Source organism: Anaerococcus provencensis (assembly GCF_000312365.2).
Taxonomy (GTDB): Bacteria; Bacillota; Clostridia; order Tissierellales; family Peptoniphilaceae; genus Anaerococcus; species Anaerococcus provencensis.
Window position 1 is genome coordinate 677,669 of the sequence record NZ_HG003686.1, and the last position, 20,874, is coordinate 698,542.

Annotated in this window: 22 protein-coding genes and 1 pseudogene; 21 read left to right on the plus strand and 2 right to left on the minus strand. The window is 34.4% G+C overall.

Annotation, left to right across the window (positions count from 1 at the left end; genetic code table 11):
• Nucleotides 1-2: 2 nt before the first annotated feature.
• The gene (rodA, locus tag BN38_RS05950) at nt 3-1,184 is read right to left on the minus strand and encodes a rod shape-determining protein RodA (RefSeq protein ID WP_044566051.1); all 1,182 of its coding nucleotides are present in this window, start codon (nt 1,182-1,184) and stop codon (nt 3-5) included.
• Nucleotides 1,185-1,288: 104 nt separating this feature from the next.
• On the opposite strand from rodA, the gene nth reads away from it, so the two are divergent.
• From nth to BN38_RS06045, 19 genes and pseudogenes are all read left to right on the plus strand, one after another.
• On the plus strand, nt 1,289-1,933 hold the full coding sequence (gene nth / locus BN38_RS05955; RefSeq protein ID WP_044566052.1) for an endonuclease III: 645 nt from the start codon (nt 1,289-1,291) through the stop codon (nt 1,931-1,933).
• Nucleotides 1,926-2,777 (plus strand): Cof-type HAD-IIB family hydrolase, encoded by an 852-nt coding sequence (locus tag BN38_RS05960; RefSeq protein ID WP_044566053.1) that lies wholly within the window; start codon nt 1,926-1,928, stop codon nt 2,775-2,777. The genes nth and BN38_RS05960 overlap by 8 nt, the downstream gene beginning before the upstream one ends.
• The gene (locus BN38_RS05965; protein ID WP_044566055.1) at nt 2,770-3,228 is read left to right on the plus strand and encodes a tRNA (cytidine(34)-2'-O)-methyltransferase; all 459 of its coding nucleotides are present in this window, start codon (nt 2,770-2,772) and stop codon (nt 3,226-3,228) included. Before BN38_RS05960 ends, BN38_RS05965 begins: the two co-directional genes overlap by 8 nt.
• Before the next feature lie 11 nt (nt 3,229-3,239).
• Nucleotides 3,240-4,169, plus strand: a complete 930-nt coding sequence (gene trxB, locus BN38_RS05970; RefSeq protein WP_044566056.1) for a thioredoxin-disulfide reductase — start codon at nt 3,240-3,242, stop codon at nt 4,167-4,169.
• A 101-nt stretch (nt 4,170-4,270) separates the two neighbouring features.
• Entirely contained in the window at nt 4,271-5,275 is a 1,005-nt protein-coding gene (gene gap / locus BN38_RS05975) for a type I glyceraldehyde-3-phosphate dehydrogenase (RefSeq protein ID WP_044566057.1), read from the plus strand.
• Nucleotides 5,276-5,332: 57 nt separating this feature from the next.
• A complete protein-coding gene (locus tag BN38_RS05980) occupies nt 5,333-6,529 on the plus strand; it encodes a phosphoglycerate kinase (RefSeq protein ID WP_044566058.1) in 1,197 nt (398 codons plus the stop codon).
• 9 nt (nt 6,530-6,538) lie between these two features.
• Nucleotides 6,539-7,291, plus strand: a complete 753-nt coding sequence (gene tpiA, locus BN38_RS05985) for a triose-phosphate isomerase (RefSeq protein WP_044566059.1) — start codon at nt 6,539-6,541, stop codon at nt 7,289-7,291.
• Nucleotides 7,292-7,312: 21 nt separating this feature from the next.
• Entirely contained in the window at nt 7,313-8,620 is a 1,308-nt protein-coding gene (gene eno / locus BN38_RS05990) for a phosphopyruvate hydratase (RefSeq protein ID WP_044566060.1), read from the plus strand.
• A gap of 143 nt (nt 8,621-8,763) precedes the next feature.
• On the plus strand, nt 8,764-8,991 hold the full coding sequence (gene secG, locus BN38_RS05995; RefSeq protein ID WP_044566061.1) for a preprotein translocase subunit SecG: 228 nt from the start codon (nt 8,764-8,766) through the stop codon (nt 8,989-8,991).
• A gap of 64 nt (nt 8,992-9,055) precedes the next feature.
• Nucleotides 9,056-11,182: a ribonuclease R gene (gene rnr / locus BN38_RS06000; RefSeq protein ID WP_044566062.1), complete on the plus strand. Its 2,127-nt coding sequence runs from the start codon at nt 9,056-9,058 to the stop codon at nt 11,180-11,182.
• Nucleotides 11,160-11,602, plus strand: a pseudogene (gene smpB / locus BN38_RS06005) (SsrA-binding protein SmpB). Before rnr ends, smpB begins: the two are co-directional and overlap by 23 nt.
• A gap of 117 nt (nt 11,603-11,719) precedes the next feature.
• Nucleotides 11,720-12,550, plus strand: a complete 831-nt coding sequence (gene modA / locus BN38_RS06010; RefSeq protein ID WP_044566063.1) for a molybdate ABC transporter substrate-binding protein — start codon at nt 11,720-11,722, stop codon at nt 12,548-12,550.
• A 7-nt stretch (nt 12,551-12,557) separates the two neighbouring features.
• Nucleotides 12,558-13,208 (plus strand): molybdate ABC transporter permease subunit, encoded by a 651-nt coding sequence (gene modB / locus BN38_RS06015; RefSeq protein ID WP_044566064.1) that lies wholly within the window; start codon nt 12,558-12,560, stop codon nt 13,206-13,208.
• Nucleotides 13,205-14,239 carry a sulfate/molybdate ABC transporter ATP-binding protein gene (locus BN38_RS06020; protein ID WP_044566065.1) on the plus strand — a complete coding sequence of 345 codons (1,035 nt, stop codon included), beginning with the start codon at nt 13,205-13,207 and terminating at the stop codon, nt 14,237-14,239. The genes modB and BN38_RS06020 overlap by 4 nt, the downstream gene beginning before the upstream one ends.
• A 4-nt stretch (nt 14,240-14,243) precedes the next feature.
• Entirely contained in the window at nt 14,244-15,182 is a 939-nt protein-coding gene (gene moaA / locus BN38_RS06025) for a GTP 3',8-cyclase MoaA (protein WP_044566066.1), read from the plus strand.
• Nucleotides 15,183-15,671: a cyclic pyranopterin monophosphate synthase MoaC gene (gene moaC, locus BN38_RS11020; protein ID WP_044566067.1), complete on the plus strand. Its 489-nt coding sequence runs from the start codon at nt 15,183-15,185 to the stop codon at nt 15,669-15,671.
• Complete coding sequence (locus BN38_RS11025) at nt 15,652-16,086, plus strand: MOSC domain-containing protein (RefSeq protein WP_044566068.1); 435 nt, start codon at nt 15,652-15,654, stop codon at nt 16,084-16,086. Before moaC ends, BN38_RS11025 begins: the two co-directional genes overlap by 20 nt.
• Complete coding sequence (locus tag BN38_RS06040; protein WP_084593763.1) at nt 16,079-17,056, plus strand: molybdopterin-binding protein; 978 nt, start codon at nt 16,079-16,081, stop codon at nt 17,054-17,056. Before BN38_RS11025 ends, BN38_RS06040 begins: the two co-directional genes overlap by 8 nt.
• Nucleotides 17,053-17,532 (plus strand): MogA/MoaB family molybdenum cofactor biosynthesis protein, encoded by a 480-nt coding sequence (locus BN38_RS06045; RefSeq protein ID WP_044566069.1) that lies wholly within the window; start codon nt 17,053-17,055, stop codon nt 17,530-17,532. Before BN38_RS06040 ends, BN38_RS06045 begins: the two co-directional genes overlap by 4 nt.
• Here the strand turns inward: BN38_RS06045 and BN38_RS06050 are convergent.
• Nucleotides 17,529-18,221 carry a GntR family transcriptional regulator gene (locus tag BN38_RS06050; RefSeq protein ID WP_044566070.1) on the minus strand — a complete coding sequence of 231 codons (693 nt, stop codon included), beginning with the start codon at nt 18,219-18,221 and terminating at the stop codon, nt 17,529-17,531. The two genes, BN38_RS06045 and BN38_RS06050, sit on opposite strands and share 4 nt — an antisense overlap.
• 199 nt (nt 18,222-18,420) lie before the next feature.
• On the opposite strand from BN38_RS06050, the gene dpaL reads away from it, so the two are divergent.
• Together dpaL and ygeW are read left to right on the plus strand one after the other, a co-directional pair.
• Nucleotides 18,421-19,662 carry a diaminopropionate ammonia-lyase gene (gene dpaL, locus BN38_RS06055; protein ID WP_044566397.1) on the plus strand — a complete coding sequence of 414 codons (1,242 nt, stop codon included), beginning with the start codon at nt 18,421-18,423 and terminating at the stop codon, nt 19,660-19,662.
• Nucleotides 19,663-19,675: 13 nt separating this feature from the next.
• Nucleotides 19,676-20,872, plus strand: a complete 1,197-nt coding sequence (gene ygeW, locus BN38_RS06060) for a knotted carbamoyltransferase YgeW (RefSeq protein ID WP_044566071.1) — start codon at nt 19,676-19,678, stop codon at nt 20,870-20,872.
• The last annotated feature ends 2 nt before the right edge of the window (nt 20,873-20,874 follow it).

Sequence of the window (20,874 nt, forward strand, 5' to 3'; positions counted from 1 at the left end):
ACTTACGGTGTTTTAATTTGTCTTTTTTTGGATATTGCAATTTTTGCTGGGTCAATTATCGAAATAACTTCTTCATCTAAGGCATCTGGATCTTTCATTGTTTTTTGCATGGATGCTGATAGGGCAAGGCCAATTTCTGCCAAACAGATTAATTGGAAGGTACCACCAGATGATAAGAAAGGTAGGGGAATCCCTGTTACAGGCATTAGTCCAATAGTCATTCCAATGTTTTCAAAAATGTGGATAAAGAGCATGGCTGCTATACCAGTTACTAAAATACTTATGAAAGTATTTTGAGAATTCTTAGCTATAGCTACTAATCTTAAGATTACAATAGCAAAGAGAATAATTAGTATAATTGCACCTAGAAAACCCATTTCTTCAGCAAGAACTGAAAAAATAAAGTCTGTTTCCTTTTCAGGTATATAACCGTATTGGGATTGCGTCCCTTTCATATAGCCTCTGCCATTAAACATACCAGATCCTATGGCTATCATTCCTTGCTGTTGTTGCCAGTTTGAACCTGATGTATCTCTAGAGGGGTTTAGGAAGTTTTCTATCCTATCAGCCCTGTAACCAGAAAGGTTTGTCAAAACTATAAAACCAGCTGTAAGGCCAATAGCTGCAAAAATCAATATCCATTTCCAAGAAATACCTGCAATAAAGAGCATAGCTGCAATGAAGAAAATATAAACCATAGCTGTACCAAAGTCTGGCTGTAAGAGTATCAAAGTAATAGGTAGTCCTACAAAAGCTAAGGTAATTACTAATCTTTTTACTTCGTTGATAGTAAGTTTATATTTATCAAGGTAGGCTGCAAAGGAAAATATCAATAGTATTTTTACAATCTCAGATGGTTGTATAGAAAATGATCCTATATAGACCCAAGATTTAGCACCCCATTCATCAAGTCCTCTACCAAATATTAAAGTAATAATTAGCAAAAAAATGGAAAGTCCATAGACCGCCCACAAGGATTTTTTAATAACATCTAAATCCATGGTACATATTAAGGCTATGGCCATAAAACCTATAACAGTCGATCCTATTTGTGTCTTTATAGCTGAAAGATCACCACCATAAGCAGAATATAATACAACCAAGCCATAGACACAAAGAGCTAAGGTTGCCAGTAATAATAATATATCTAAATCTTTTAGATTTTTCTTTTTCAAATTAAACATTAAATCACTCCATATCTAAGTAAACATTATACCACGCTTATAGGTTTTTATAAATATGCCAGATAATTAAAGAAAAGTATAATTAATATAAAGGTTAAGGTGATATTATTTTAGAGAAAAAAGAAATAAAAGAAGTTTTAGATATTCTAGATAGGCTTTACCCAGATACTTCTAATCAATTTTTAAATTTTACAACACCTTTCGAAGCTCTCATTGCTACAATGCTTTCAGCACAGACTACTGATATTAGAGTAAATAGTGTTACAAGTGAGCTTTTTAAAGTTGCAAACAGGCCAGAAGATTTTTGTAAAATGGATATCAAAGAGATTGAAGATTGGATTAAAACTGTTGGAATATATAAAAATAAGGCAAAAAATATTAAAAAAACAAGTGAAATTTTGGTTAAAGATTACAATAGTCAAGTTCCAAATAAAAAAAGTGAACTTATAAAATTACCAGGTGTAGGTAACAAGACTGCCAATGTAGTTTTGGCCAATGCCTTTGATATACCAGCTTTTCCTGTAGATACTCATGTTTTTAGACTTTCAAATAGGATAGGAATGGCTGATGCCAATAATGTAGAGAAAACAGAGAAAGATCTAGAAAGAAATGTTCCAAGAGAAAAGTGGAATATAACCCACAAAAAGTTAATTTTACATGGGAGAAAAGTGTGTAAGGCTAGGAAACCTCTTTGTGAAACTTGTGATCTTAATAAACTTTGCTTATATTATAGGAGTTTGAATGATTAAATTATTTGCGATAGATATGGATGGGACACTCTTAAATAGCCATGGCAAGCTTAGCCCAGCTACAAAAGAAGCCCTACAAAGATTAAATCAGAGTGGAGTAAAGTCAGTGCTTTGTTCGGGAAGGGTAGCAACATCAATCGAGTATTTTAATGGGCTACTTGAACTTGACAACCCAGTTATAGCTAACAATGGAGCCATAGTAAAGATAAATAAAGAAAAGGTCTTATTTGCCCACCCGCTAGAAGACCAACATTTAAAGGAGCTAATAGATTTTTGTACAGAACATAATTGCATATATCATTTTTATGATGAGGATACCTTTTATTCAAATCGCTTAAACCAAAAAGGTATTAACCATCTTTTGATAGATAATGATTATGGTATGAATGTCCAATGCTATTTAAATATTTCTGAAGATCCTTACAAAAGGCTAAAGGAAAGAAATAAAAATGCCTATAAAATCCTTGTCGGCAATCTTAAATATCATCCTTATGGAGAAGATAAGATCGTAGAGATTTTCAATGATAGATTTGGCAAAGATCTTTATATTACTTCGTCAGGAATGAGCAGTATAGAGATTATGGAAATGGGTGTAAATAAATGGACTGGGATCTTAGAGTTGGCAGACTTTTTGGGTATAAGTAAGGAAGAAATTGCTGCAATCGGTGATTCCCACAATGATACTCCTATGATTCAAGGTGCAGAACTTTCATTTGCTATGGAAAATGCTAACCAAGCCTTGAAAGATTTAGCTAAATATACTGTATCTGATAATAATAGTTCAGGAATTGCCGATGCGGTTGATAGAATCTTAGCATATAATAAGGAAAATCCAAGTGTTTAATATAGTACTTTTAGCTCCAGAATACCCTGGAAATGTCGGAAACATTGGTAGAACTTGTGTCCTTACTAAATCAAGGTTACATTTGGTAAGACCCTTCAAATTTGACTTATCTGATAAATCATTAAAAAAAGCAGGAATCGACTATTGGGACAAAGTAGATTTGACCATACACGATTCTATAGAAGAATTTTTGGAATTTATAAAGGATAAAAATTTCTACTTAGTGGAAACAGGAACGGATAAAGTTTATTCTGATGTAGAATTTAAAGACGGAGATTATCTAATTTTTGGAAGGGAAAGAGAAGGAATTGATAATGATATATTAGATAGATATTACCAAAAGATAATCACTATACCTATGACAAAAGAGATAGATAGGTCTCTTAATCTAGCAAATTCGGTATCAATTGTCCTATATGAGGCACTTAGACAAAATAAATTTAACTTTTAGGAGATGATAATATGTATGATGTAATAATATTAGGAGCAGGTCCAGCAGGACTTACAGCAGGACTTTATGCAGGTAGATCCAAACTTAATACTTTGATTATAGAAAAGGCTATACCAGGTGGACAAATTGCTACCACAGCCTTTGTAGAAAACTATCCAGGTTCTATAGAAGAAGCTTCAGGAATGTGTCTTTCAGACAGGATGTATGAGCAGGCAAAGGAATTTTGTGAATTTAAAACTGCAAATGTCACAAAAGTAGAGCTTGAAGACAAGGTTAAAAAAATCTACACAGAAGATGGTGAAGTGATTGAAGCTAAGGTAGTAATAATTTCTACTGGTGCTAGCCACAGGAAACTTGGAGCCAAGGGAGAAGATGAATTTGCCAATAGGGGTGTATCTTATTGTGCGACTTGCGATGGACCATTTTTTACTGGACTTGATATATTTGTAGTAGGTGGTGGAGATAGCGCCCTAGAAGAAGCCCTATACTTAACCAAGTTTGCCAAATCTGTAAGTATTATCCATAGACGTGACGAATTTAGAGCAAGTCAAGTAGTAGTAGATAAGGTAAAAGCAAATGATAAAATAAAACTTGTCCTAGACTCTGTTGTAAATGAAATTAAGGGTGAAAAGGATGCCACATCTGTTATTGTAGAAAATGTTAAAACTCATGAAATTTCTGAACTAAAAAGTGAGGATAATGGTCCAATTGGGGTATTTATATTTGTAGGGTACATTCCACAAACAGATATATTCGAAGGTATTATTGATTTGGATCATGGTTATATAAAAACTGATGACGATATGAAAACTGAAATCGAAGGTGTTTTTGCAATCGGTGATACTAGAGTCAAGAGTGTACGCCAGATGGTTACAGCAGCAGGTGATGGATGTATAGCAGCAGTGGTGGCAAATAGGTATTTGGAAGGTCAAGTTTGGTAATAGTTTATTTAGGAAAACTATTACCTAGTTATATGACCTTGACAAAATCCTAACACATAGTTAAGTATTATTATAGAAACAGAAAACTTATAGGAGGAATAATGACAACTAAAGTAGCAATTAATGGATTTGGTAGAATCGGACGTTTAACACTAAGAAGAATAGCAAAAGTAGAAGATGATATCGAAGTAGTAGCTATCAACGACCTTATTGACAAACACGGTCTTGCTTATGCTTTCAAATATGATACAGCACAAGGAAGATTTGATGGTGATTTTGAAGAAACAGAAGATGGTTTCAAAGTAAATGGTAGAGAAATCAAAATCTTTGCTGAAAGAAACCCAGAAGACCTACCATGGGGTGAACTAGGAGTAGATGTTGTTCTTGAATGTACAGGATTCTTTACAGAAAAAGAAAAAGCAGAAGCTCACATCAAAGCTGGTGCTAAAAAAGTTCTTATCTCAGCTCCTGGTAAAGGTGACATGAAAACTATCGTTTACGGTGTAAACCACGAAATACTTGATGGTTCAGAAACAGTTGTTTCAGCAGCAAGCTGTACAACAAACTGCCTTGCACCAATGGTAAATGTACTAGTAAAAGAATTTGGATTTGTTACAGGACAAATGTCAACAATCCACGCATACACAGCAACACAAGCTATCCAAGATACTCCAGCAACTAAAAAAGACCTTAGAGGTGGACGTGCAGCTGCACAAAATACAATCCCAGCTTCAACAGGTGCTGCTAAAGCAGTAGGTAAAGTGTTACCAGAAGTTGAAGGTAAAATCGACGGTACAGCTCTAAGAGTTCCTACAATTACTGGATCTGTTACAGAACTTTACTCAATCCTTGAGAAAAAAGTTACAGTAGAAGAAGTTAATGAAGCTATGAAAAAATACTCATCTGATGCATTTGCTTATGAAACTGAAGATGTTGTATCTAGCGATATAATCGGATACCCAGCAGGATCTGTTTTCGATTCACAACTTACAAAAGTTGTTGAAAATGGCGATACACAAATCGTAAAAACAGTAGCTTGGTATGATAACGAAGCAGGTTACGTATCTAACCTTGTAAGAACACTTGATTATTTAGCTAAACTTTAAGAGATAGTATAGGGGCGGAGATATTTATCTCTTGCCCCTTTATTTATGAGGTGAATTATGAACAAAAAGACTGTAAAAGATTTAGATGTTAAAGGAAAAAAAGTACTAGTTAGAGTTGATTTTAACGTTCCTCTTTCAAAAGAAAACAAGGGCGAAATTGCTGATGATACAAGAATTAAGGCGGCTCTTCCTACTATTGACTACCTATTAGAAAATGATGCTAAGGTTATCTTGATGAGCCACTTAGGTAGACCAAAGGGAGAAGCAAATCCTGAATTTGACTTAAAGCCAGTTGCTGAATGGTTAGAAAACCACTACGGTGACAAATTCCACTTTTTACCAAGTCCTGAAGTAGTAGATGATAAGGTTATAGAAGAAGTAGAAAATCTTAAAGAAGGTGAACTTGCTCTACTAGAAAATACCAGATATGTAGGTGGAGAAACAAAGAATGATGAAGAGTTCTCAAAGAAATTAGCTTCTCTTGCTGATCTTTATGTAAATGATGCCTTTGGTACTAGCCATAGAGCACACTCATCAAATGTAGGAGTTGCAAGCATTCTACCTTCAGCAGTAGGATTCTTGATTGAAAAAGAAATTGATGTTATGGGCAAGGCTTTGGAGGATCCAGAAAAACCATTTGTATCAATCCTTGGTGGTGCAAAGGTATCTGATAAGATTGGTGTAATTGAAAACTTACTAACAAAAGTTGACACTATCCTTATCGGTGGCGGCATGGCTTACACCTTTCTAAAAGCACAAGGCAAGGAAATCGGCAAGTCCCTTCTAGAAGAAGACAAGATGGATCTTTCCCTTGAATTACTAGAAAGAGCTAAGGAAAATGGAGTAGAAATCCTACTTCCAGTTGACGTAGTAATTGCAGATGAAATCGCTCCTGGAGTAGAAACTCAAATAGTTGATATAGATAGCATTCCAGCTGACAAAGAAGCTCTAGATATCGGACCAAAGACAGCAGAATTATTTGCTGAAAAAATCAAAGCAGCAAAAACAGTTGTTTGGAATGGACCAATGGGAGTATTTGAAATCAAAGAATTCTCAAATGGTACCAATGAAGTTGCAAAGGCACTAGCTGAAGCTGATGCTACAACAATAGTAGGTGGTGGAGACTCTGCTCTTGCTATTGAAATGGCAGGCCTAAAGGATAAAATTACCCACGTTTCTACAGGTGGTGGAGCAAGCTTAGAATTCCTAGAAGGAAAAGACCTACCAGGTATTTCTGCAATAGAAGATAAATAAGGAGATATAATGCGTAAACCAGTAATCGTTGGAAATTGGAAGATGAACAAAACTGTTACAGAAGCTAAAGAACTACTAGAGGCTATTAAAAGCACAGAACTTGATAGCGAAGTAGAAGCAGGAGTTTGTGTACCAGCAATAGATTTATGTGCAGCATCCAAAGTATTAGAAGGAGCTGACATTAAATTCGGTGGCCAAAATATGTACTTTGAAGAGTCAGGAGCATTTACAGGAGAGATTTCTCCACTAATGCTAAATGATATTAAGGCTGACTATGTAATATTGGGTCACTCTGAACGTCGTGACATCTTTGGTGAATGCGATGAACTAATCAATAAAAAAGTTTTATCTGCATTTGAACATGGCCTTACACCAATTCTTTGCTGTGGTGAATCTCTAGAAGAAAGAGAAGCTAACAAGCAAGAAGAAAAGGTAAAATCCCAAATCGAAGCTGACCTTAAAGATGTAAGCGAAGATGATGTTAAGAAATTAATCATAGCTTATGAACCAATTTGGGCAATAGGAACTGGAAAAACAGCTTCAGCTGAAGATGCAGAAGCAATGTGTGCTTACATTAGAAACTTAGTTGCTGATTTATATTCTAAAGAAGCAGCAGAAGCAGTACGTATCCAATACGGTGGATCTGTAAAACCAGCAAATGTTAAGGAACTAATGGCAAAAGAAAATATTGACGGTGCTCTAGTAGGTGGAGCAAGCCTTAAAGCAGAAGACTTTGCTGCTCTAGTAAATCATAGAAAATAATTAATAAAAGGAGATATATAAATGAGCTTAATTACAAGTGTATATGCAAGACAAATCTTAGACTCAAGAGGAAATCCAACAGTAGAAGTTGAAGTAGAAACAGAACTTGGCGGTTTTGGCCGTGCTGCAGTACCAAGTGGTGCATCAACAGGTGAATGGGAAGCTGTAGAACTTCGTGATGGAGATGATAGCTACTACCTAGGCAAATCTGTTCAACAAGCTGTAGAAAATGTAAATGAAAAAATTGCTGATGAACTAGTATTTGTTTATGATGTAACTGATCAAGTTGGTATTGACCAAGCTATGATTGAACTAGATGGAACAAAAAACAAGGGAAATCTTGGAGCAAATGCTATCCTTGGTGTATCTCTTGCAGTAGCAAAAGCAGCAGCAGATGAATCTGGACTTCCACTATATGCATACCTTGGTGGACCAAATGCAAAACTTCTTCCAACACCAATGATGAACATTCTAAATGGTGGGGAACACGCTGATAACTCAGTAGATATCCAAGAATTTATGATTTTCCCACTAGGTGCTGATACATTCTCACATGCCCTACAAATGGGTGCAGAAGTATTCCACAACCTTAAAAAAGTACTAAAAGATAAGGGTTACAACACAGCAGTTGGTGATGAAGGTGGATTCGCTCCAAACCTTAAATCAAACGAAGAAGCTCTACAAATTATCGTAGAAGCTATAGAAACAGCAGGCTATGTTCCAGGTAAAGATGTATTCATAGCTATGGACTGTGCTTCAAGTGAATTCTACAACAAAGAAGATGGTAAATACCACCTAGAAGGTGAAGGAACAGTTTACTCAGAAGATGAAATGATTGATTGGCTAGAAAGTCTAGTAGAAAAATATCCAATCGTATCTATCGAAGACGGTCTAGATGAAAATGACTGGGAAGGTTGGGCAAAACTTACAGAAAGACTTGGCAACAAAGTTCAACTAGTAGGTGATGACCTATTTGTAACAAATACTGAAAAACTTGAAAAAGGTATCAAAGAAAATGTTGCAAACTCAATCCTAATCAAAGTAAACCAAATCGGTTCCCTAACAGAAACACTAAATGCTATCGAAATGGCAAAACAAGCTGGATATACAGCAGTAGTTTCTCACAGATCTGGTGAAACTGAAGACGTTACAATTGCTGACCTTGTAGTAGCTGTAAATGCTGGACAAATCAAAACAGGTGCACCTTCAAGAACAGACCGTGTTGCAAAATACAACCAATTATTAAGAATTGAAGATGAACTTTGGACAAATGCTGAATTTAAAGGCCTAAAAGCATTTTATAATCTAAAAGATAGATTCAACGACTAATAAAAATCAGAAAAGCGGGGGTGACCCCGTTTTTTCTTTATAATAAAATATTTCGGGTATTATATTAATAACTTAGTCTATATAAATTGCGTAAGATGCCTAATAGTGGTATACTATGAAAAGATGAAATCGGAGGTGTCTTAATGGAAAACTTTTTAGCAGTTGTTTTGATGATTGCATCGCTAATAGTTATAGTAGCTGTAACAATGCAAGATCCAAAAACTGATGGTTTGGGAACACTAGCTGGCCAAGAAACTAACGTTTTTGGTAGAAGTGCTCACAAAACAAAAAACGAAATGTTAGATAAAGTAGTTGTTGCTGGTGGAGTTTTACTTTTCCTAGCAAGTATAATATTTCTAATAGTAATGTAGGGGCTAAGGATAGGAAAGCTATCTAGCCTCTTTTTTTATAGTTATAAAAAGAAACGAGTTAATAATGAATTTAAGAGACCTTATTTTAAACATAGTTTATGATGAAGATTACAATCCAATTACAACAAAAGAATTGGCTTCCTATTTGAAAGCTGATAAGTACACCAAAGGCGTGATTTATGATGAAGTTAAAAAACTTGAAAAAGATAATAAAATTCATATCAGCCACAAAAAGAGAATCATGCCTATAAGTGATGAAGAACTATCATTAATAGGAACAATTTCCCTTGCCCAAGGAGGCTATGGATTTTTCATATCAGAAAATAAAGATATGAATGATGTGTTTATATCAAAAGACAATTTAGGAGATGCCTTTGATGGTGATAAAGTCAAAATCGAGATAACAAAAGAAGCATCGAAGGGTAAAAATGCCGAAGGACGAGTTCTTGAAATTATAGAACGAGGCAAAACTAAGATTGTGGGTACATTTCAGGAATCCAAGGGATTTGGCTTTGTAGTAGCTGATAATAAGGCTATAGGCAAAGATATCTATATAGAAAAGAAATATACTAAAAAGGCCAAGAACAAAGATAAGGTTATAGCTGAAATTATAAATTTCCCCAAAAAAGGTAATCCTGAGGGAAGAATTGTCGATATTATAGGCCACAAAAATGACAAAAATGTCGATATTTATTCCATAGTTGCCCAACATGGAATCCCATATCAATTTTCCAAAGATACAAAGAAGGAAGTTTTATACTTAGATACAGAAGTTAAGGAAGAAGATACTAGAGCTGGAGAAGACTTTAGAGACCTTTTTACAGTTACCATAGATGGTAGAGATTCTAAAGACTTTGATGATGCGATTTCCATTGACAAAAATGGAGAAAATTACGACCTATATGTTCATATAGCTGATGTAGCTCATTATGTGAAAGGGGGAAGCGCTATAGATAAAGATGCCTATGATAGGGGTAACTCTACTTACCTATATAATGTTGTAATACCAATGCTTCCAGTTGAACTATCAAATGGTATATGTTCACTAAATCCAAATGTAGATAGGCTTAGCATAAGTCTTAAGATGACTATAGATCGTAAGGGAAATGTAATTGCAAATGACTTTTACGAGTCTGTAATAAATTCTGATTACAGGCTAGTTTATGATGACGTCAATGCATTTTTGGATGATGGAGATGATGGAGTTTACAATGATGATTACCTAAAGGAGAAACTATCACTATTTGATGAACTTCACAAAATTTTAAGGCAAAAAAGAGAAGATAGGGGAGCAATAGACTTTAACTTTAGGGAAAGTCAAATTGATACAACAGATGATGGTAAAGTTTTAAATATCTCTGTCCATGAGCGTGGCACTGGCAATAAAATGATAGAAGAATTCATGCTAGTTGCCAATGAAACAGTTGCCACTCTATTTGGCTATATGGATTTTCCATTTATCTATAGGGTTCACGAAAAGCCATCCCAGGAAAAACTGGACAATTTCAAACGTGCATTAAACACTATGGGCTACAATATTAGGGGAAGCGAACTTCACCCTAAAGATTTTCAAAAAATACTAGAAGATGTTAAGGGTGAAGATGAGGAGAGCATTATAAATCTTTTGATGCTAAGGACCATGCAAAAGGCCAAATACAGCAAGAAAAGAGATATACACTTTGGTCTTTCTACTGAGTTTTATACACACTTCACAAGCCCAATCCGTAGATATCCAGATTTGATTGTCCATAGACTTTTAAAAACTTATATCAAAAATAAATTAAACAAATTTAACCAAGCAAGCTTAGAAAATAGCCTAGATAATTCTAGTGAGCATCTATCTATGACTGAACGCAGAAGCGAAGACGCCGAGAGAGAGGTGGAAGATTTGATGAAATGTAAGTATATGAGAAGATTTATAGGCGATGAGTTTGAGGGAAATATAAGTTCTATCACAGATTTTGGAATCTTTGTAGAGCTTGATAATACGGTTGAGGGCTTGTTTATGTATAAGTTCTCAGATGACCACTTTGAATATATTGAAGATAGCCTAAAAGCATTTAATACAGCAAACAAGAAATTCTATTCCATAGGGGATAGGGTTAAGATAGAAGTAAGAGATGTTGATATTTACCAAAAAAATATCGACTTTGATTTATTGGAGGAAGATGAAACAGTTAGCGAACAATAAAAAGGCCTTTCACGATTATTTTATAGAAAAAAATATGAAGCAGGCATTGAACTTAAGGGTGATGAAGTAAAAAGCATCAAGCAGGGCAAGGTTAGTATAAAGGAAAGCTTTATTGGCGATAAAAATGGTGAGATTTATATCTACGGCATGCATGTAACTCCGTTCACTGAAGCTTATGATAAAAAAATCGATCCAACTAGGACTAGAAAACTTTTGCTTCACAGAAAAGAAATAAGCACCCTGATTGGAAAGAAAAGTCAAGCTGGTTTTACCATAGTTCCACTTTCAATCTATGAGAAAAATGGCCTGGTAAAAATAGAAATCGCCCTAGCCAAGGGTAAAAAATTATATGACAAGCGTGAAAGTTTAAAGAAAAAAGATGATAAAAGAAGAATTGAAAGGGCTTTGAAAAACTATTAAATAGTATGGCTGAAATATAACTAATTATTAATGAAAATTTCTAATATCTATAATGCTTTTGCACACTAATAGTTGACAAAATTAATGACTGTGCAAAAATATTAACAGGAGGATGTTATGAAAAAAAATATTTTAGCATTAGCAATATGCTTTTGTGGAGTTTTATTATTTGCATCTTGTGCAAATTCCAATGAAAGTGAAGAAAAAGAAGTTAAAGAACAGACTAAAGTTGAGCAAAGTGAAAGTGATTTGATAGTTTTTGCTGCGGCATCAATGACAGAATCTCTAAACGAACTTAAGGATGTATTTGAAGAAGAAAATCCAGATATTAAGCTTTCCTTTAATTTTGATTCATCAGGAACTTTAAAGACTCAGATAGAAGAAGGTGCAGATTGTGATGTATTTATTTCAGCTGCCAAGAAACAAATGGATGAACTTGAAGGCCTTGATGAGGGAAAAGAATCACTAATTGATAGCGGATCGAGGTTTGATCTTTTAGAAAATGAAGTGATCCTTGCAGTTAAGGAAGACTCAGATAAAGATATTTCATCTTTTGAAGACTTGAACACCGAAAAAGTAACAAGCATTGCCCTTGGAAACTCTGATGTACCTGTTGGCCAATATTCTGAAGAATTGCTAAATAACCTAGGTATATGGGAAGCTATACAAGACAAGGTAACTTTTGGATCAAATGTAAAAGAAGTCACTACATGGGTAAGCGAAGGCGCTGTTGATTGTGGAATAATTTATTCTACTGATGCAAACACAGCAGGGCTAAAGATAGTAGATAGAGCTGATTCTTCGAAATTTGAAAATAAGATTATATATCCAGCTGCCCTTACAATAAATAGCAAGAATAAAGAAGCTGGAGAAAAATTCCTGGAATCTTTAAAAAGTGATAAGGCTCAAGAAGTTTTTGAGAAATATGGATTTAAGAAAGCAATGTAGGTAGGATGTGGATTTATTTCCCTTATACAATTCGATAAGAATTGCAATAATTTCGACAATTTTAACATTTTTTATAGGGGTTTTCTTGGCTTATCAGATTAAGAAACTACCAAATGAAGCAAAAGGGGTCTTGGACGTTATACTTACCTTGTCCCTTGTTTTGCCTCCAACGGTTATAGGATTTTTTCTACTAAAAGTTCTGGGACCAAATAGCTTTATTGGCCAAACATTTGCAAGCATCCCTTTAGTCATGAGATGGTATTCGGCTATATTTGCATGTGTTATTGTATCTTTTCCGCTAATGTATAGGACTAGCCGTGCAGCTTTTGAAAACTTTGATGAAAATATTATCTTTGCTGGGAAAACTCTCGGAAAGTCAAATACATGGATTTTTTGGAGGCTAATTATTCCAAATTCAAAAAACGAAATTTTATCAGGACTAATTTTAGCTTTTTCCAGATCCTTGGGCGAATATGGAGCAACAAGCATGATAGCAGGCTACATACCCAACAAAACAGCAACTATTTCTACGACGATTTACCAATTTTGGAGAATAGGCAATGATAGCTTGGCTTATAGATGGGCTATTATTAATATCATAATTTCATTTATTGTTCTATTTGCACTTAATATGTTTGAAAAGAATAGGGTCAAATGATGTTAATCTGTAAGATAAAAAAAGAATTTAAAAATTTTAGTTTAGATGTGGATTTTTCAATGGATGAAAATCATCTTGGATTCTTGGGTCCTTCTGGTTCTGGTAAATCAGTGACACTAAAGTGTATTGCAGGTCTTATAACTCCGGATTCGGGACAAATTATATTGGATGACAAAATTCTTTTTGATTCAAGTAAAAATATAAATATAAGGTCTCAGGATAGGAAAATTGGGTATCTTTTCCAGGATTATGCCTTATTTCCAAATTTTACGGTGGAAGAAAATATTAAACTTGCTATGAGGACGGACAAAGACAAAGATATATCAAATTATTTAAGAGAAATGCATATCTATCATATAAAAAATAAGTATCCAAACGAAATATCTGGTGGAGAAAAACAAAGGACAGCCCTTTGTAGGATTCTTCTCAACAAACCAGATATTTTGTTATTAGATGAGCCTTTTTCAGCTCTGGATGCCTATATAAAACATTCTGTAGAAGAAGAGGTAATGAGAATTATTGACAAAAGTAAATTAAGGACAATCCTAGTTAGCCACGACAAGGATGAAGTTTACAGGATGTGCGATAGTATTATTAGCATAGCTAATGGCAAAACTTATATTAAAAAAGAAAAGAATGACTTTTTTAAGAATCCAAAAACTCTTACCGAAGCTAAACTAATTGGTATAAGAAATTTCTCTAGTATTGAGCTTACGACTAATGGCAATCTTCATGCTACAAATTGGGGCATAGACTTCAATAAAAGAGGAGATTTTGATAAGAAAATTCTAGCTATTTCAGAAAATGCTTTTACTATTTCAAATTACCCTACAGATAGTAATTCATTTATTTTGGATAAGTATAGTATTTTAGAAAATATCGATTCTTTGACTATTGTTTTTAATAAAGATAGAGAAAAGTTTACTGATTTAAGAATTAAACTAGCAAAAGATGATTATTATAAATTAGATAAGAATAAAATCTATGCAAATATTGATCAAAAAGATTTAATATTTGTAGAAGATAGGTGATATTATGAAAGATCAATTTAACAGAGAAATTTCATATCTGAGAATATCTGTGACAGATAGGTGCAATTTTCGCTGCAAGTATTGCATGGGTGAAGATGGTATAGATCTTTTATCTCATGAAGATATATTGTCATTTGAAGAAATCCTAGAAATCGTTGATATAATGACGGACCTTGGCATAAAAAAGGTTAGAATCACAGGTGGAGAGCCTTTTGCAAGACGTGGTGTCATGGATTTGATAGAAAAAATAGCTAGAATTGATGCCATAGAAGATATTGGAATTACAACGAATGCTTCTCTTATTTTTGATAAACTGGATAGGCTAAAAGAAATAGGGGTAAATAGACTAAATATAAGTCTAGATACTCTAAATTCTGATAAATTTAAAGAAATCACCAGACGTGATGGCTTTGATCAAACCATTAAAGCAATCAAAAAAGCTATAGATCTAGGATTTAAGATAAAAATTAATACAGTCTTGATAAAGGGATTTAATGATGATGAGATAGATGATTTTATAAATTTGACTAAAAATAATGATATTGAAGTGAGATTTATAGAACTTATGCCGATAGGCAAGGCTATTAAGTTTGATAGGGTCAACTTTAAAAATAATCTTGATATTTTAGAGGGATATTCATATGAAGATCTTGGATATTCTGGTGTCGCAAGGATTTATAAAATAGATGGCCATAAGGGTAAAGTTGGACTTATCTCAGCTTTGAGCAGAGAATTTTGTGCTGATTGCAATAAAATTAGACTTACTTCAGATGGTAAACTCAAGGCCTGCCTGCACTCTGCAGAGGAAATTAAACTCAAAGGCCTATCAATTGAGGAAAAAAGAAAGACTATCATAGATTCAATATATAATAAACCAAAGAGCCATAAGCTTAATGAAACTGGTTCAGATTCAAAGAGATCTATGAATTCTATTGGAGGATAAATGGATAAATTTTCACATTTAGATGATAAGGGCAAAGCAAAGATGGTGGATGTCTCAGAAAAGAGATCTACAGATAGGCTTGCTACTGCCTATGGCAAAGTATTGTTGAATAAAAAGACCTATGACATGGTAAAAAACTCTGAGATTGAAAAGGGAGATGTCTTGACTGTGGCAAAAGTTGCAGGAATTATGGCGGCAAAAAATACAGCAAATACTATCCCAATGTGCCATCCTATAAACCTGACATCAATAGATATAGAATTTGATATGGACGATGAAAAGTGTGCCATAGAAATACTTGTTACTTGTAAATTAAATGCAAAAACAGGAGTTGAAATGGAAGCTCTCCATGCAGTATCTGTCGCAGCATTAACAATTTATGATATGTGCAAGGCTGTCCAGAAAGATATTACTATTACAGACATAAGATTACTTAGGAAAACAGGCGGGAAGAGTGGAGCATACACAAATGAGAGTTATTTCAGTTAATATAAGTGAGAAGAAGGGTACTATCAAGACGCCAGTAGAAAGAATAGAGCTAAAGATTAACCATGGCATAGTTGGTGATGCTCACGCTGGAAACTGGCATAGGCAGGTTTCTCTTTTGGCAGAAGAGTCTTTAGAAAAAATGCAGGCTAAAATACCTAGCCTAAAGCCAGGAGATTTTGCGGAAAATATTATGACAGAGGGCATTAATCTCCACCATCTTCCTATAGGAACAATTTTAAAAATAGGAGAATGTGAGTTTGAAGTAACTCAAATTGGCAAAGAATGCCATAAGGGCTGTGAGATTAGAAATATTACAGGAGAGTGCATAATGCCAACAGAGGGGATTTTTGCCATTGTCAAAAAAGAAGGCTTTATCCATCCTGGAGATGAAATTGAGGTAGCAAACAATGATTAAGAAAATTAAAGTAGAAGATGCTATTGGTCAACCACTACTACACGATATAACAGCCATAATGGAAGATGGTTTTAAGGGTGTCAAATTTAAACGTGGTCATATAATTGAAGATTCTGACATAGAGGCATTAAAAAATATAGGCAAGGACCATATTTATGTTGGTGAGCTTGAAGCAGACCAGGTCCACGAAGAAGATGCAGTCCTTGAAATTAAAAATCTTCTAACTAATGAAAATATTAATGTATCCGATGTAAGTGAGGGTAAAATTAGCTTATCAAGCAAAATTGATGGACTTTTTGTAATTAATCGCGACTTGCTTAGAAAAATCAATACAATCGGTGACTATACCATAGCCTGTAAGAAATCATATATTAGAGTTAATGCTGGTGATAAGCTTGCAGGTGTGCGCATAGTGCCACTTTGGACCGAAAAAATTCAGCTAGATCAAGCTAAAGCAATATTAGAAAATGAAGGGCCGATATTTGAAGTAAAGGAATTTAAAAATTTAAAAGTAGGATGTATAATCACGGGAGATGAAGTCTACTATGGTAGAATCAAGGATGCTTTTAAGCCGGTTCTAACAGAAAAACTTGGACATTTTGAAAGCCAAGTAATTGATTTTATATTTCTTCCTGACGATGAAGATAAGTTAGTAGAAACTTACAAGAAATTTAAAAATTCTGGTGCAGATCTTGTCATTTTCACTGGTGGTATGAGTGTCGATCCTGACGATATAACCCCAAGAGCAATTAGAAAAACTGGAGCAGAAATTATAGTCCAAGGCATACCAATGCAACCGGGCAATATGTTAATGGTTGCAAGAGATGATAATACTTATCTTATGGGTGTACCAGGAGCTAGCATCCACAGCAAGGTTACAAGCTTTGATTACTTCTTGCCAAGGGTCTTTGCTGGTCTAGACCTTAAAAAAGAAGACTTCATAGAAATGGCTGAGGGGGGACTTTTATGAAGTTTACAGCAGGAGTATTAACTACATCAGATAGGGCAAGTGCTGGGATTTATGAAGATAAGAGTGGCAAAGTCCTTATAAAACTTCTAGAAGAAATGGATTTTGAAGTTAAATTTTATGAAGTTATAGCAGATGATTTCGATTTGATTAAAGAAAAATTACTAGAATACTCGGATCAAAATATAAATCTTATCCTAACTACAGGAGGTACAGGACTAGCAAAAAGAGATGTTACAGTTGATGCTACTCTTGCAGTTATTGAAAAACAAGTACCTGGTTTTAGCGAAGCTATGAGGGTAGAGGGCAGCAAAATAACTCCCTTTGCTTATTTATCAAGATCAGTTTCTGGCATAAGAAAAAATAGTCTTATTATAAATTTTCCTGGTTCTAGTAAAGCTTGTGAGGAAAACTTTGAAATAATAAGACCATTTTTAATCCACGCTCTTGAAACTATTAATGGCATAAGCAATCATTAGTTTTCTTGGTTTATTAGTTTATTTATCTTTTCTATAGATTCATCGGTGATGGTAGTTGTCCAATTTTGCTGTAAAGCTTCTAGAGCCTCATCTAGCTTTCTTTCTTTAATAGCTTCTATCATCACCAAGTGTTCGTTGTAAGTTGATGGTTCTTTGTGACTATCCTTTGCCATATAAAAGCATATTTCAAATCTTTTAAGTCTATTTTTTAATTTATCGACTATTGGTTTTATCTCTTTATTATCTGATAGTCCTATGATTTTGTCGTGAAATTCATTGTCTAGGTCAATTACTTTTAGTATATTACCATTCATATGTTCAGTTTTTATTTTTTCGTTAATTTTAATCAAATCATTTATAAAAGCATCGTCAATTTTATCAAAATTATTCTTTAAGGCGTATTTTTCTAAGCCTGCTACAAGCTCGTAAATATCTTTCAATCTATCGACTCTTATAGGAGCAACCATAGTCCATTGGTTGGCCTTCGTTACAACCAAGTCCTCATTTTCTAACATTAGAATTGCTTCTCTTACAGGAGTTCTAGAAATACCCAACTCTTTTGATAGATCAGAAATCTTTAGCTGAGTGTAGGGTTTTAGTGTCCCATTTATTATTTGTTCATGTAAGATATTATATGCTTGGTCTTTTACAAATGTTCTTTTAATCTTGTTGTTTACTTTATTTTCCATAAGGCTAATATACCTTTCTACTTTATTTTCACAATTATGAAAGCGTTTAAATTTTTTATTTGACAATGTAGTTTATTGCAATTATAATATAAGTGATATATCACATACTACCTATTCATTATGACTTAAAATCTATAGATTTCAATTTATAATATAAGTTTTGATGGATATATCAATAATAGTTAGAAAGGATGTAATTTTGGTAGAGACATATAACATAGTATTAAATGATATCTCTAAAAGAGATAAGGCTTCGTTAGATTTTATAAACGAAGAAGTTGTAAATACAGCACAAAAATTTCATGAAAGTTTTCCTGACTATGAAGTGACACCTTTAGTCAGACTTAGTAATTTAGCTAAGCAATTTGGTGTTAAGGATATATTCGTTAAAGACGAATCCTATAGATTTGGCCTAAACGCCTTCAAAGTATTGGGAGGATCTTTTGCGATAGGTAAGTACATAGCTAATAAGCTTGGAATAGACATAGAAGATTTACCTTTTGAGAAAATGATTTCACAAGAGATTAGAAATCAGCTAGATGATGTTACTTTTGTTACAGCTACAGATGGTAACCACGGTAGAGGTGTGGCTTGGACAGCAAATCAGCTTAAACAAAAATGTGTAGTATTGATGCCAGATGGATCTGCACTTGAAAGACGTGATAATATTAGAGCTCTTGGTGCTGAATGTGAAATCATGGAAGGCTTAAACTACGATGCATGTGTTGCCCTTGCTAATAAGAATGCCGAAGAAAAAGGTTGGATTATGGTCCAAGATACAGCATGGGATGGATATGAAGAAATCCCAACATGGATAATCCAAGGTTATGCAACACTAGCAAAAGAAGCAAATGATCAATTACAAGAACTTGGTATTAAGCCAAGCCATATCTTTGCTCAAGCTGGTGTAGGTTCTTTTGCAACAGGCTTGACAGGTTACTTCTCATCAGTTTATGAGGGTGATGAAAAGCCATTTATTACAATTGTTGAACCTGAAAAGGCAAATTGTAATTTCATTACTGCAAAAGCAGATGACGGTAAGATTCACAATGTTACTGGAAAGATGGACACAATTATGGCAGGACTTGCTTGTGGAGAACCAGTAACTATAGGTTGGCCAGTTCTTCATTCTTATGCAAATGCCTTTTTATCAGTACCTGATAAAGCAGCTGCAAGGGGAATGAGAATACTTGGAAATCCACTAAAAGATGATAAGAAAATCATCTCAGGAGAAAGTGGAGCAGCAACAATGGGACCTCTTTCTGAAATCTTACAAAGAGAAGATTTGAAAGAGATCAAAGAACAATTACAACTTGACGAAAACTCAGTGATTCTTCTTGTATCAACAGAGGGTGATACAGACTATGAACACTACAGACGCGTTGTTTGGGATGGTATATATCCAAACGAAGAAGAATACAAATACGAAATTCAAAGATAAAAAGGAGAAATAAATGAGCCAAGATATCAAAAAACTAATTGACGAACTAAAAGAACTAGACCACAAAAACTTATACGGTGATGACTTCTTCCACACATGGGATAAATCACAAGAAGAACTACAAGCCATTTGGAAAGTAGCTGACATCTTAAGAGCTATGAGAGAAGAAAACATATCACCAAAAATATTTGACTCAGGACTAGGCATTTCGCTATTCAGAGATAACTCAACAAGAACAAGATTTTCATTTGCATCAGCTTGTAACTTACTAGGCCTAGAAGTTCAAGATTTCGAAGAAGGCAAAAGTCAAGTTGCTCACGGTGAAACTGTAAAAGAAACAGCAAATATGATTTCGTTTATGGCTGATGTTGTAGGTATCCGTGATGATATGTACATCGGCAAAGGCTACCAATACATGAAAGACTTCTCTGAATACGTACAAGAAGGTTATGATGATGGAGTACTTGAACAAAGACCAACACTTGTAAACTTACAATGTGACATCGACCACCCAACACAAGCTATGGCAGATATGCTTCATGTTATTCACGAATTTGGTGGTATGGAAAATCTAAAAGGCAAAAAAGTTGCTATGACATGGGCTTACTCACCATCATATGGTAAACCACTTTCTGTTCCACAAGGTATCTCTGGCCTATTTACAAGACTAGGTATGGATGTAGTTCTAGCTCACCCAGAAGGATACGAAATAATGCCTGAAGTTGAAGAGATAGCTCGTAAGAACGCTAAAGAATACGGTGGATCTTTCACAGTTACAAATGATATGAAGGAAGCTTTCCAAGATGCTGATATTGTTTATCCAAAATCATGGGCACCATTTGCTGCTATGGAAGAAAGAACAAAACTTTACGGAGAAGGCGACCAAGCTGGTATAGATGAACTAGAACAAAGACTACTAAAACAAAACGCTGAACACAAAGACTGGGCAGCTACAGAAGAAATGATGGAACTTACAAAAGACGGCAAGGCTCTTTACCTACACTGTCTACCAGCTGATATAACAGGTGTATCAACTGAAGAAGGTGAAGTTGACGGTTCAGTATTTGATAGATATAGAGTTCCACTATACAAAGAAGCAAGCTACAAACCATACATCATTGCAGCTATGATATTCTTACAAAAGATCGAAAATCCAGAAGCAAAACTAACAGAATTACTAGAAAAAGCAAACAAAAGATTAGATAAATAAGG